Below are 13,696 nucleotides of genomic sequence, written 5' to 3'. Positions count from 1 at the left end.
GGATGCCTGCCTGACAATTCAGCGCCGCCGGTCGACGACGGTGGCGGTTTTGCTGGTGGTGGGATCGATATGCAGGTCGGCCAGCTTGACGGCCCGCACATGCACAGACTGGCTGTCCTTGTCCTCCCGCATGTGCCGCCGCAGCCGATCATCGATGGCCGCCAAAGTGGCCGGATCATCGCAGACGACGTGCAGGCCCAGACGGTCACAGCCATCACTGCCGAAATCCAGCACCACCTGCCAATGCGGACAGGGCGCCGCCACCGCCGCGAAGCCGCTATCATCATAGGTGATTTCGTAGAAGCGGAAGGTCAGCGGGCGGCGGCCGCGCACTTCCAGCATCGTTTCACCATCGCGCTCAACCAGTCGGCCGATATCGCCCTGGCTGTAGCGAAACAGCGGAAACCGCCGGCGCCAGCTGTTGGTGACCACGATCTCGCCAAAGCCATCGGCGTCCGGGGCTTCGATCTCCACCAGAAGCTGGGGCAGGATGCTGAACAATCCCGGTTCCTTGCTGGCGTCGCAGACGGCCCAGATGCCGGTTTCAGCACCGCCATAAAGGGACCAGACCTGCTCCACGCCGAAACTGTCGCAGAGATGGGCCCGCACACTGTCCCGCAGCAATTCGCCCGCATAGAGCAATTGCGGGATGCGTGGCGGGACCTCTCCATTCTCCCGGCACCAGTTGGCCAGCAGGGTCAGCACCGATGGCGTGCCCGCCAGGTGGGTCGGCTGGAACAGGGCTGCCGCCGCGTGCATGTCCCGATAGGGTGCCTGCGCGCTCATCGGCAGCGTGGTGGAATGGCATCGCTCCAGCAGGTCGTCGATGATCGATGCCGTGCGATAAAGCCCGGTATAGGCGAAAAGGTTGAGAACCACCGATCGTGGGCCAAAAACACCGCGCGCCACCAGGCATGCGGCCAGCGCCTGCCGTTGGGCATGGTTTTCCGCAATATCGACGGGGAAGATCAGGGGGGCTGCCGTCCTGCCGCCAGACCGGACCAGATAGACGCCACTCTTTTCCCCGGTGGGGGAGAAACCATGCAGGACCGACAACAGGTCACTTTTCTGACAGGATGGCGCCGTCCGCCAATCCTCATGCCCCTGATAGAAGGTCCGCCAGAACGGGTGGTGGCGCGCAAGGTCAAACGCCTGCGCCATGGCGGTGTCGAAATCCCCTTGGGGTCGGTCGATTGCGGGTGGCGCGATCATGCGACCTCCCGCAGCTTCGGCAGATCAATGCCATAATGCGTCAGCAAGGCACCGTGGGCGCTGCAAAAGGCGACGCGCTGGCCCGTGTCCGGCAGGCCTGCCATGGCAAAGTCCAGCCACCGCCGCCCCAGCATGCCGCACAGCCGGCGATCATCATCATCATCGCTGTGCCGAAACCGTTCCAGGCTGGGCGGGACCTGCAGGCGTCGCCAGTCACCGCAATGGTAATGCGACAGGCTGTTCGGCAGTATCCGATACTGGATCAAGGGCGTGGCCAGAAGGCCCGCCGCCGGACCGCTGCCATCGCCATCACGGCCGCCGATACGTCTGGCGATGCGATACCAGAAATCGATATTTTCATTCACATGGCAACCCTCGGCGAAGCGTTCATCGCCGATCACGCGCCGCCGGACCGCAACATTGCTGGCCCGCCCCATGAAGAAGCCCGGATGGCCCGCCGTGCGGGTCAGGCGTGGCAGCAGATGCAGGTCCCCGTCCATGGCCAGCACATGTTCCCGCAAGGCGTCGATATGGGGAAATCGCTCGCCCGCCGGCATGGAATCATATCCCAGCACCAGCAGATCCAAGCCATGGTCGTCGAAAGCCCTCAAAATCCGGGCGCAGCAATCCGGACGCCAGCAATCATCCGCATCCAGGAAGACCAGGAATTCCCCTCTCGCCCGCGCCAGCCCGCGATTGCGCGCAGCACTGGGACCGGCATTGCCGGCCTGGCGCAGCATCTCCACCTGGGCAACGCCAGCAGCAGCCAGACGCGACAGGCCAGCAGCGGCCCGCGTGGCGCTGGCATCGGTGGAGGCGTCATCGACCACGATCACCTGATCCGGCACCCTTGTCTGCCGCGCCAGCGAGGCCAGGGTTTCCTCAATATAATCTTCCTTGTTATACAATGGGATAACAATGGAAATGCTCATTCGGCCACCATGCAGGGGTAGAGTTTTCCACGATCCTGGTGCAGGTTGATCACGGCCTCGTCGGAACCCCGGAACAGCCCGCTGCCATAGCAGACGCTGTCGCGGCACAGCAGCATGCCCACCATATGGATCGGCTGCGCATAGTCCGGATCCACGAAATCCAGCTGTTGCACATAGGGTTGAAATACCAGATGCGGCCAGTCACTCCGGACCCGGTCGGCCCACGCAGCGGCGCTGCACTGTGATCGCACCAGCGTGCCGATACCGCGCCCGCCACTGCTGGGCTTGGCGATCCAATCCCCCTCCTGCCGCAGCAATGCCTCTGCCTCATCCGCGGAGCGGGCGCAGGTCGAATGGATCAGGTGCGGCCGCAGTTCTGCATAGAGATCCGCCGGCATGGCGTCACGCATGATGGCTGCGTCCGACAGGACGGCCAAGACCCGCTTGTCATGCACCAGGATCAAGGTGCGGACATCATTGAAATAATGGCCCTGCGCCAGCAGGTGATCCAGAGCCTCCGGCGGCAGGGCCAGCAGTTCACGACGATCCAGTTGCAGGATGAACCGGTCAGGGCGGCGCCCGCCTGCCAGCAAACCACCGCCATCCACCGTCAGTTCCCGCGGCGAGACAGCGACGAAATCGACCCCGTTCCGTCGCAGACGGTCGGCCAGATAATCCACCTCTCCGCTTGGCTCCTGCCCATGCACCAGCGCTGCCGTACTGCCGGGCGGAAACAGGGCCTGGAGGTCCCCCCAGAAATCCACATGTCCGTGCGACCAGGCATGGCTGACCATCCAGCCATTGAAGGGATAGCGGGCGCCGATCTCGCAGATCCGTGCCGTCCCATCGCGATCAAAGACCAGATCGGGTCGATACCAGCCCACATGATAGGGCTTGGAAGCCGCTTGCCGCAGGATTTGTTCCAGCGCAGGCGGCAGCGCATAGATCGCCGCAATCCGCGGGTCGACGAAATATCGATCCACAACCGCCCGCACGGCCGTATCCAGCAATGGGCCCAGCCGGCCCACACAGTCCCGATAGGCAGGGGATAGCTGCAATACGCGCCGCGAACACAGATTTTCCGCCGGTGACAGGCCCGCGATGGATTCCAGCGCCGTCACCCGTCCGGCATCACCCCTGTCAACCAGCGTCGGATGCAGATCCTTACGCATCGCCGTTGGGGACCACAGCCTTCAGCACAGCCGCCTTCTGTTGCATGTAGGATCGGACGATCGCCGTATGGTCATACTGCGCCCAGTCGATACCCAGCGCCCTTTCAAAATGGTTCATGGTATCCACCGCATGGAAGAAGTGCCGCTTCTCTGTTCCACCGCAATGGACCTTGATCCAACGCAGGGCACGGTCACTCTCGCGCTCGCTGAAACCGTATATGTCGCGAAGCCAGGTGGTGAAGAGAGGCAGAATAAACTCCACCTCCCCATGCGTATAAATCTCATGCACCAGCGTCGTGATCAAGGCCAGGGCGAGGTCACTCTCGCGCAAGGACATGTGATCTTTCCAATTTTTGAAGACCTTGGCGGTAGCGTCGATATAACGCGTCTGCAGCCATGCATCATCGCCGACAATACCCGTCGCCATCTCGTGGAACATTTGCGAGTGCAGGATACGGTGCGTCACCGCCAGATCCTCGTCCGTGATCCGGTGCAGACAGACCAGGGTCTGCAGCAACTCCCCCTTGTCCCGAACCTGTTCGCCGCGGTGCAGCAGCAAGGTCAGCCGGTTGCTGATCCCTGACACCGTCATGGCGCTGTTGTTGGTCTGGCTCCAGCTGGCGAAGAACCGGCGGAGATGTTCAGGGTTCTGTTCCCGCGACGTAAGCGCGCGGAAACCCTGCTCGATAGATGCGAATTCCGCCCCAACATCCGCGAAGGTTTCCAACAGTGGCTTCTTGGCGAATATGTCGGGCATCAAACGCAGAACGGGCAATATATGCGAAGCGAGGCCGTCCATCTGTTCCTACTCCACCGGGTTCCGGTTCGGTTCTGAGGGCAAATTATATATCTGATATCTACTTTTAAGATAGCGCTTCATATGATTGACGACCCTCGATCGGCCGTCAAGGTCATATTCTATGAATCCCTAAAATTGTGCATATCAATGCCAACCTAAGGGGATAGTGGCATCGCCAGTGGTCATCTCCAGGGAAGATCGTCACGCACACTTCGCCTGCCGCACGTCTCGTACTGATATTCTGCCCCGGTGATCGCAACCGATCATCGGGCTTCAATTGCCCGCGCCGCCATCTGGCGGCTCGGCTATGCCGCATGTGCGGCGCGGTGGCAGTCGCCGCGGCCCCCATACGCCTTGGCTTTTTTTGCGACTTAATATGTGTGAGTCGCTACCGTCATTGCCGCATAGGCTGAGAATGCCACAACCGTGCGACGTGAACATTCCCGCAACCAATGCCATCTCGGCCCATGCCGCGGCCAAAAGACAAGCACAATAATCTCCGACAAAGTCAATTTTGGCTAATTACCGTTGAAAATACCCCTCAATATGCCATCATATAGAACGAATTCCGATGAATTCACTAATATTCAGTGACGGTGGTGCCTAAATATGAACAGTATGTCGTCACAAATTCTGGGCTTGAACGCACTTTTTCCTCTGGATCATGTCAAACCCATCGATCTGGCAGCCATCGCCAGGATCGCCACCCCCCATGGAAAAGCAGCGCCGGTGCCGGCAGCGCAGCGGCGGAAGGTGCTGGATATCTTCGCTGATTTCATGAGGGGGCAGGGGCTGACGCCGGTATTGTGCGAACTGGCGATCATTTCAGACAAGATGGAGTGGCACCCCCAGCCGCGCCATGATCGTGGACGGCAGTTCGTCTCCCTGATCAACGCCTACCAAGGATGGATCAGTGCAGGCGACCGGTCCCGATTGGTCAGGGCCTGGACGGCGGCGATCAGTTCACTGTCCAGCCCCGCAGACAGTAGTACGGGTTGCGGGCCGCTGCATCGGGAAAAGCAAGGGAATTACATCGTCCTCAACGATCAGGTCTATGACTATTTCTCCCACCGCATCCCGCTCAGCATCGATAACTTGCCAAATGATTCGTGGGAACCCAACAAGGGGCCGCCGGAGCCGGAGAAGCTGACGCTTCCGGTCACCGGCTTCTTTCCGTTGCCCGCGAACGCGAAACGACACGCCAGTTCCGATCTGGCCAATGCCTCCATCCACATGCTGTTATCGCGGACATTGAGAACGGTGCCCGCAAGCCTGCGCAAGAAACTGCGGGACTGCATGCTTGTGATCATTCCCTTTTCCCGTCCATTCCTGGATGCCAGCGACCTGACGGCGGACCTGCGGGCGGCGCGAGCCAACCGCACCGATGGAGACTTGTTCTCCAGCTATCCGGAGCGGTCCAGCAAGGATCCTGGCGGCTGCTTTTTCGGTCTCTATTATGCTGCCGGACTTAAGAAGCCAGAAGTTTCCGAGGACGAGCGACGGTTCTACTTGCAGTGCCAATATCTGCTGACACTCAGCGCGTTGGTGGAAGCCCGTAAGAACCTGCTGCTCTATTATGAAAGCCAGACCCGCCGGAACTACGGCTACATCCTGCATCAGGTGCGCAACGACCTGGAGATGCCGCGAACGCTGATCGACACCGTAGCCCGCGATGTCGGCGAACCCCATAGAAGCAAGCTCAACATGGCCAGCGATCGCATCGGGAGTACGAAGGCCATTGCCGGACTGATGGTCGATAGCGCGAAGGCTGTCCAGACTGAGGACTCGCTCGTCACGCCCAATGTACCCATCAATGATGTCGCCCGAGAACTTAGCGTCACATTTAAGGAACAATCAGATCGCGTGGCCATTGATTTTCAGATCCGTGGAGGCGGGTTAAGCAAATACATCATTTCCATGGATGAGGTCATTGATCCATCCCAGCTGCATTTCAAGAAGCTAGGCCGGCAATTTAAGCTCTGTGATGTTAGCGATGACTCTATTTCCGTGGACTGGATCGGCCGTTTCCATCGCATCATCTGTCACGAGATCTGCGTCAACCTGTCCAAGCATGGACAATGCACGCGCCGTGATGGACTGGAAACCCGCGGAAAATGGGCTCTCGTCAGAAATGGTAAGGAATTGGGCATATATACAGAGAACATTGTCGACAAAAGAAACAAACACGCATTAGAAAACGCATTATTACTTAAATCCAGCAGCATAGAATTCCGACAAAGCACCGGTTTTGGCCAGATGCGGCTCGCAATCGGCACGCACCCACACCTCAGCGAGATAATAATAGATGTATTGAGAAAGAAGGACGCGGACTATTATCTACTATGGGTGCCAATCGGAACATTTAGTGACAGAAATATTAACAAGAGCAGGGACATCAGGGGGTAACCATGGAAATGGAAATACTAATTCTGGACGACAACTTAGCGCCCGTCGAGAACGCCATACATCGCACTATGAACAGGGTCGGTGCCTACCCCGATCCCAATAACCCGAGGAGGCCCGACCCGTACGTTGGTGGATGGTCGCTCAGTTTTCTACTGCCCTTGCGCTTGTGTGAAACTCTGCGTTTGAAATTCACCCTGTCCTGCCTGCCTGAAGAGAAGGCCAGCATGCTGGCTGCTGTCACGAATCCTGCCTTTCTGGAACGCTTTGAAATCATCTGCGTTGACGTGCATTGGGGAACGATGTTCCCAGGCTTCACGGCCACCGATTTTCAGAAGCTGGCCTACCGTTACGAAGCTGCATCCAGGCATGGCGCAACGACCACGGAGATCGGCTTTATCCTGGCCGAACTGGTCCGCGCCGCAGCGCCACATGACCCGATCATGGTCATGTTCAGCGAGGTCGACCCGACGGTGGAGGCCATTGCACGCACTCGCGAGACAATCGGTCTCTACCAGTATCTTCGCAAAGAAGACCATATGGGCTTCCTGAACCTGATCCTGCTGGCGGCCGGCCGAGGTGAAGATCGGTCGGGCAGGGCGTCGATGCGTCCCGGCGCGAACGTCTTGCCCAAGGGCGGACATGCCGCGGCCAACCTGGACTGTTTCGCGCCGCACACGCCAGAGCGTCAGATGATTGATCTGTTCGGGCCCGACTATGCGGCGACCGTCGGCAAAGCCAAACTGGTCACGGCGGCGCAGGTCCCGGTCGATGATGACAGGGATGGCATTTTTGTCCGGCGTCTTGCGAACATCGCGGGTTGGTTCCGGCGCATGGGCTATGAACTTGTGGAACAGAAAGACCAGTTCCACCTTGCCCATCCCTTGAGCCAATAGGAGCCTGCGGCGATGGTCATCAACAGGCTGCGCCAGTGGACATGGGTGGCCACGCTGGTCGCGGGCAGCTTTCTGCTGAGCTTCATCGCGACCGGTATCACCATCCATGCCAGCCAACGGCAATCCTTGAGCGTGGAGGTATGGTCGTCCAGCTTCAGCGCCTTCAGCACGACCTTCGCCGGTCTTGCCGCGGGCGCCACCCTGGTTGTGCTGCTGATCCAGACTTTCGTCACCATGCACGAACGCACCTGCGCCGAACGCCGGGAAGAGGTCAGGCGCGTGGAGGGGCAGATCGACGCCATTATCGATCGCCATCGCAACATGCCCCATTGGGTAGGACCGGAGAAGTCATGCCGCGCCATTGCTCCCAAGGTGGAACTGGGTTTCGCAGCCCTTTGCACCGCACTTCAGCGCCAGCAGCGGCGACAAAGTGACTATCCGGAAATCGAATCCCTGCCCAGCCGGTCTGTCGTCTATACGCGCTACAGCGATCTGGAACTGCTGATGTCCGCCCTGTTGGACCTTGAGAGCCAGATCGATAAATGTGTTCTGTTGGACCAGGCCGATAAGGCCCGCCTGAAAAGGCGCATGGATATCGATCTTTTCAGGGTCTATTGGAATGGGCGGCAGGCACAGCATGACCGCATGAGGAAAAGCACAAAGGACCTGCTTGGCGGCCTGCAATCAACATCGCCCGAACATATGGATGCGCTTGTTCTCTATGAGGCGGGGTTTCTGCTGATGGTCTCGATGTCGGGGACGGGCAGCGGATGCGATCTGGTGGCCATCCCGGACGACACCCAGCATTCCTGCACGGCGATCTGTGTCGAGCGGGCAGCATCACGCAAATCAGCGCTGAAGCAACTGCGCGAACTGGCCCTGCCGACGGCTGCGGCGTCTCCGTCACCATAAGGCATATCTGCGTCAGGAAAAGAGCCGCATTGGCGCGCCGGGCCAACAGCAACATCCGCCTCAGAAGAGATCGCACAGCGCGTCCGGGTCACCTGGCACGGTCGCGCGATCGAAAATCCGCAGCGAGGCACCATGGCCGGTCCGTCGCAGAACCCACAGCCGATCCGCAAACAGCATGGCATCCGTGATGTCGTGGGTGACCATTAACGTGGCCGCACCGGACAGTCGGATGGCCTCTCCCACCGCCGCGCGCGCCTCTCGCCGCAGGATCGGATCCAGGGCGGAAAACGGCTCGTCCATGCACAGCAGATGCGGGTCGTTGATCAAGGCTCTGGCGATGGCCGCCCGCTGACGCATGCCGCCGGACAATTGACCCGGATAGAGATGCAGCGCATCCGACAGCGACAGCTGCGCCGCAATCTGCTCGATCTTATCCGCCGCGCGGTCGGGCGGCACGCCGTGAGCGGCGGCCATGGCAATGTTCTGCCGAACAGTCAGCCAGGGAAACAGCTCGTGATCTTGAAAGACGAAGCCGATGCGCATCGGCTGACCGGCCGACAGCGCATAGTCTATGTGCCCCGCCCGGGGCGGGATCAGTCGGGCCAGCACCTTCAGCAAGGTCGACTTGCCCACGCCAGAGCGACCGACAATGGCAATCGTCTCCCCCGTCGCCACATCGCAATCGATCCCGTCCAGCACGGCAGAGCCGCTGAACGCGTGCGATATGCCCCTAGCCTGGATCAACAGCGGCGCCCGGCCTTCATGCCGGCAGGTTTCCCCAATGCTCACCACCACAGGTACCGCTCCTGAAGCCAGTGAAGAAGAAGGTCCAGAATCAGACCGATGAGCGCCATCAGGAATATCCCGAGCGCGACCAGGTTATAGTCATAAAGGTTCCGGCCGATCATGACGACAGCCCCCAGCCCGTCGCCCAGGCCCGTCATCTCCCCGGCCAGCACCCCGGCCCAGGCACTCAACAGGTTGATGCGGATGCTGCCCAGCAGGCGGGGGGCAGCCGCGGGCAGCACGACTTTGGCCAGGTGCTGGAAGCGTTTCAGACCGACCGCCCGCGATGCCTCACCATAACGGCGATCGGCGGCGCGCAGCGCTTCGGTAAATGCCAGCGACAGCAGAAAGACCACACCCATGAACACAATGAACACGGCCGTGACATTACCGATGCCGAACGCCACCAGACCAAGCGGCACCCAGGCCACCGGCGCCACGGGTCCGAAAAACTGCACAAGCGGGTGCATCAGCCGGTAGACCCGGTGGTGCAGAGCCACCTGCGTCGCAAACAAAAGCGCGGCAACCGTGGCCAGGGACAGCCCGGCCAGCACGCGCATGATACTGAGGATGCAGGCTTCGGGTATGGTCGATGCCTGCCCGCCGATCCCGATGCGCAGGCCGCGTTCCAGTGCCGCCGCCATGAACCGGGATGGCGGCGGAAATGGATTGGCATCTCCGGGAATGATGGAGATCAACTCCCAGAAGCCACACAGGACCAGCAGGCTCATCGCGGCACCGGAGAGCCGGTTGCGGAAATTTTCCTCCTGCATCGACGGGTGTCCCATCACTTGGCCGGAAAGAATTCCCTGCGGAAAATGTCCATGTCGACCGGCTTCATATAGCCCAGCGCCACCAGATCACCGATCGCCACGCCCAAACCCTTCTCGTTCGGGGTTGCCAGGAATTGTTCCGGCTGCTCCCGCAGGGCCTGTTCCAGCACCGGCCGCGCGACCTGATAGTAGCGACCGCTGTCAAGCGCAGCCGCGGCCTCCGCCGGGAACTGCCGGCCATACTGGTAACCCTTCGTCAAGGCACCGATGAACGCCCGTATGGCCGGACCGTTGGCGTCGATATAGGGGCGCATGCCCATCAGCACGCAGTTGGGCGTCCCTTCGCCCCAGACATCCGCATTCGTTCCCAGCGACACCGCGCCCATGGTCTGCTTCAGTTCGGTCGTGTAGGGCTTGATATGGCTCAGCACATCAATCTGCTTGGATTTGAACGCCTGCACCATGGCCAGCAAGTCATTGAAGAAGACCATGTCGAACTGATCGTAGCCGACCCCGCGTTCCTTCAGCGCCCGGTAGATCACGACGTCCAGCGTATCGCCCTGCAATGTGCCGATCCGGACCTTCTGCGGACGGCCGGCAGCGCCGGCGAGGTCATCCAATGACTTCAGCCCGGATTCGGGTTGCGCGATCATTTCCATGACGCCCGATCCCCCCATGGAACAGAGGACCTGGAAATCGCCGCCGGCGCTGCGGCCCAGATAAGGCAGGGTGAAAGGGTTGACCGTCAAATCCAACGAGCCACCGGCCAGGGCCGCATTGTTGTCACCCGGATTGGGGAAGAAGCGGGTCTGAACATCGAATCCTGCTTCCTTGAAGAAGCCCTTTTCGACCCCAAGGAAAAGCGGCGCCATGTCAAGGGCGACCAGATGGCCGATCCGGAGTACCCGTCCGCCCGCCGACGACGAGCCGAAAAGCTTCAACGCCAGGCCCTTGCCGCCGACAGCTGCGCCAGCGGCCGCGGCCGCTGCGATCGACACGATAAGTATTCGTCTGTTCATTCTTATTCCACTCCCAGTACGCAGAATGCCGGCAATTTAACATGATTAATTTAGTTCTGATAACAATTTTTGCGTCAATACACTAGTATTGATTGATATATACTTGTATTATCGAATATTCATGAAGTCACCACCGTCGCATTATCCACACAACGCCACCTGCCGTCCCCCCGCACTCCGGTCGCCGGCGGATTATCGAAGCGCGCCACCCGTTCATGGGCAGCGGAGCTGGAAGTCACGTAATTCACTTTTGAATAAGCCCCTGCCTGCAATAGGATGACGCCCAACGGGAGGTGCGGCTTGGGTGCAAGGGCAAATCAGGGTTCCATTGATCTGGGCCGTGCCTTCGATGGCGATCTGGGCCGGCAGCTGGCCGCCATTTTCGAGGTAATGTCCGACGGTGTCTGGGTCTGCGACGCCAGAACGCGGCTTCTCTATGTCAATGCCGCCTGTGAGGCGCTGAACCAGATCGACCGGCGCGGGGTGGTCGGCAAGACGGTGCGGGAACTGCTGGATCTGGGCAATTTCGACAGCGATGTGACCAGCCGCGTGCTGGCCAGCCGCCGGCCTGTCGTGATCAATCAGAAGGTGAAGTCGGGCCGCACCCTGCTGGTGCATGGGGAGCCGGTGTTCGATGCCACGGGGGCCATCGCCTATGTGGTGGGGACGGAACGCGACCTGACCGAACTGATCCACCTGCGGGAGGAACTGGAGGCGTCGCGCGCCACCATCGACACCATGAAGTCGGAATTGCTGCGCCTGCGGCTGGCCGAATGGCACGCGGGCGGGCTGGTGGCCAATAGCGGGGCCATGACGCGGGTGCTGGAAATGGCGGCCCGCGCGGCGGGGTTCGATACCAATGTGCTGCTGACCGGGCCGACGGGTACCGGCAAATCCACCATCGCGCGGGTGATCCATGACGCGTCCGCCCGCAAGACCGGTGCGTTCGTGCCCTTGAATTGCGGGGCCGTGCCGCCGACCCTGATCGAAGCGGAGCTGTTCGGCTATGCGCCCGGCGCCTTTTCCGGGGCCAGCCCCAAGGGCAAGCCCGGTCTGGTGGATGCGGCCGATGGCGGCACCCTGTTCCTGGACGAGGTGGATGCCTGCCCGCCGGAATTGCAGGTGAAGCTGCTGACCTTCCTGGACAGCCGCACCTTCTTCCGGGTGGGGGAGACCAAACCGCGCAGCGTGAATGTCCGCGTCATCGCCGCCACCAATGCCGATCTGGCCCAGAAGGTGGCCGAACGGGCCTTCCGCGAAGACCTGCGCTTCCGCCTCATGGTCCTGCCCATCGCCATACCCGCCCTGCGTGAACGGCCAGAGGACGTGCCGCCGCTGGTCCGCCGCACCCTGGACAATCTGAACCAGCGCTATGGCATCAGCCTGTCCATCGGCCGCGACGCCTTCGACGCCCTGTGCGCCTATCCATTCCCCGGCAATGTGCGCGAGCTGCAAAACATCCTGGAACGCGCCATGGTCATGTGCGATGGCGGTACCATCCGGCTGGGCGACCTGCCGCCGGAAGTGGCGGGAACCAGCCCCGCCGGCCCCGCCGATGACGGGTCATTGACGGCAGCCCTGGACCGGGCAGAACGCGCCACCCTGCTGGCGGCCCTGCGTCATTGCCGTCGGCAACAGGATCTGGCGGCAGCCCTGGGCGTGTCGCAACCCACCATCGCCCGTCTGCTGCGCAAGCACGGGCTGAGGGCCGGCGCTGGCGAAGCAAAATTCAGCAATGAATAGACGTAACGACTTCCTATTCATTATTGAATTGATCTCTGCTGGCAGTCCGACGCGCTGCTGAAATTATCCAGTAAAATCAATGACCCATCGTTTGTCCCAGCGTTGGCACGATGGCTGCATATAGCTGTGCCGTCATCAGACGCCCCGCCGAACGGGCGCGGGAACAAGGGAGTTCATTTTGGGACATTTTTCCATCGCCAACCTGCAACTGGCCGTGCGCAACGGCGACAACCGCGCACTGATCGAGCAGGAGGTGCGGCTGGCCAAGTTGCGCTTCCCCTGGATCCATATGGTCTTTTTCGGGGAACTGGCGCTGTTCGGCACCGGAACCGCCCAGGCCGTGCCGCTGCCGGGGAAGGTGGAGGATTGGCTGTGCGGTCTGGCGGTAGCACACAATGTCTGGCTGGTACCGGGCACGCTTTATGAACGTGACGGCGACCATGTCTATAACACGGCCCCGGTCATTGATCCGACGGGCCGCGTCGTCGCCCGCTATCGCAAGATGTTCCCTTTCCTGCCCTATGAGAAGGGGGTGACGCCCGGCGACCGTTTCGTCACCTTCGACGTGCCCGATGTGGGCCGGTTCGGCCTGTCCATCTGCTACGACATGTGGTTTCCGGAAACCAGCCGCTCCCTGGCCGCCCTGGGGGCGGAGGTGATCCTGCATCCCAGCCTGACCCACACGATCGACCGGGAGGCCGAATTGGCCATCGGCCGCGCCACGGCCGTCTGCCAGCAATGCTATGTGCTGGATGTCAATGTCGCGGGTGACTTCGGCAATGGCAAATCGGCCCTGTTCGGCCCCGGTGGGGAGATCATCCATCAGGCCGGCATGGGCCGGGAAATCATGCCCATCGAGCTGGACCTTGCCCATGTGCGCCGTGTGCGGGAACGCGGCTGGCACGGGCTGGGCCAGCCGCTGAAGAGTTTCCGCGACAGCAATATCGATTTCCCGCTGCTGACGCAGGAGGGTCGCCGCAGCCCGGCACTGTCGACCCTGGGCCCGCTGCGCATTCCGGACTGATCCAGGCCGTCCCCAAGCGGGGAAG

12 protein-coding genes are annotated in these 13,696 nt (G+C 61.0%); 5 read left to right on the top strand and 7 right to left on the bottom strand.

Features of this window, described 5'->3' with window-relative positions:
• Positions 1-18: 18 nt before the first annotated feature.
• From ACODTW_RS00860 to ACODTW_RS00845, 4 genes are read right to left on the bottom strand one after another with little or no spacing between them, the layout of a single operon-like run.
• Positions 19-1,212, bottom strand: a complete 1,194-nt coding sequence (locus tag ACODTW_RS00860; RefSeq protein WP_488943972.1) for a phenylacetate--CoA ligase family protein — start codon at positions 1,210-1,212, stop codon at positions 19-21.
• A complete protein-coding gene (locus tag ACODTW_RS00855; RefSeq protein ID WP_488943971.1) occupies positions 1,209-2,144 on the bottom strand; it encodes a glycosyltransferase family 2 protein in 936 nt (311 codons plus the stop codon). Before ACODTW_RS00855 ends, ACODTW_RS00860 begins: the two co-directional genes overlap by 4 nt.
• On the bottom strand, positions 2,141-3,316 hold the full coding sequence (locus ACODTW_RS00850; protein ID WP_488943970.1) for a hypothetical protein: 1,176 nt from the start codon (positions 3,314-3,316) through the stop codon (positions 2,141-2,143). Before ACODTW_RS00850 ends, ACODTW_RS00855 begins: the two co-directional genes overlap by 4 nt.
• Positions 3,309-4,115: a hypothetical protein gene (locus ACODTW_RS00845; RefSeq protein ID WP_488943969.1), complete on the bottom strand. Its 807-nt coding sequence runs from the start codon at positions 4,113-4,115 to the stop codon at positions 3,309-3,311. Before ACODTW_RS00845 ends, ACODTW_RS00850 begins: the two co-directional genes overlap by 8 nt.
• A 609-nt stretch (positions 4,116-4,724) precedes the next feature.
• On the opposite strand from ACODTW_RS00845, the gene ACODTW_RS00840 reads away from it, so the two are divergent.
• Genes ACODTW_RS00840 through ACODTW_RS00830 form a run of 3 tightly spaced genes read left to right on the top strand, consistent with a single transcriptional unit; the run spans position 4,725 to position 8,326 of the window.
• Entirely contained in the window at positions 4,725-6,521 is a 1,797-nt protein-coding gene (locus tag ACODTW_RS00840) for a hypothetical protein (protein ID WP_488943968.1), read from the top strand.
• Positions 6,522-6,523: 2 nt separating this feature from the next.
• Positions 6,524-7,414 carry a hypothetical protein gene (locus ACODTW_RS00835; RefSeq protein WP_488943967.1) on the top strand — a complete coding sequence of 297 codons (891 nt, stop codon included), beginning with the start codon at positions 6,524-6,526 and terminating at the stop codon, positions 7,412-7,414.
• Between the two features lie 12 nt (positions 7,415-7,426).
• Positions 7,427-8,326 carry a hypothetical protein gene (locus ACODTW_RS00830; RefSeq protein ID WP_488943966.1) on the top strand — a complete coding sequence of 300 codons (900 nt, stop codon included), beginning with the start codon at positions 7,427-7,429 and terminating at the stop codon, positions 8,324-8,326.
• Between the two features lie 60 nt (positions 8,327-8,386).
• On the opposite strand, the gene ACODTW_RS00825 is transcribed toward ACODTW_RS00830, so the two are convergent.
• The 3 genes from ACODTW_RS00825 to ACODTW_RS00815 all read right to left on the bottom strand — a co-directional run bounded on the left by ACODTW_RS00825 (position 8,387) and on the right by ACODTW_RS00815 (position 10,883).
• Positions 8,387-9,025, bottom strand: a complete 639-nt coding sequence (locus tag ACODTW_RS00825; RefSeq protein WP_488943965.1) for an ABC transporter ATP-binding protein — start codon at positions 9,023-9,025, stop codon at positions 8,387-8,389.
• 86 nt (positions 9,026-9,111) lie between these two features.
• Positions 9,112-9,885, bottom strand: coding sequence for an ABC transporter permease (locus tag ACODTW_RS00820; RefSeq protein WP_488943964.1), 774 nt, complete (start codon positions 9,883-9,885; stop codon positions 9,112-9,114).
• A 14-nt stretch (positions 9,886-9,899) separates the two neighbouring features.
• On the bottom strand, positions 9,900-10,883 hold the full coding sequence (locus tag ACODTW_RS00815) for an ABC transporter substrate-binding protein (RefSeq protein WP_488943963.1): 984 nt from the start codon (positions 10,881-10,883) through the stop codon (positions 9,900-9,902).
• Positions 10,884-11,204: 321 nt separating this feature from the next.
• On the opposite strand from ACODTW_RS00815, the gene ACODTW_RS00810 reads away from it, so the two are divergent.
• Together ACODTW_RS00810 and ACODTW_RS00805 are read left to right on the top strand one after the other, a co-directional pair.
• The gene (locus ACODTW_RS00810; RefSeq protein ID WP_488943962.1) at positions 11,205-12,647 is read left to right on the top strand and encodes a sigma-54 interaction domain-containing protein; all 1,443 of its coding nucleotides are present in this window, start codon (positions 11,205-11,207) and stop codon (positions 12,645-12,647) included.
• 178 nt (positions 12,648-12,825) lie between these two features.
• A complete protein-coding gene (locus ACODTW_RS00805) occupies positions 12,826-13,671 on the top strand; it encodes a carbon-nitrogen hydrolase family protein (RefSeq protein WP_488943961.1) in 846 nt (281 codons plus the stop codon).
• The last annotated feature ends 25 nt before the right edge of the window (positions 13,672-13,696 follow it).

Source organism: Niveispirillum sp. FG148, from assembly GCF_057809655.1.
This window is presented reverse-complemented; position numbering and strand designations above follow the sequence as displayed.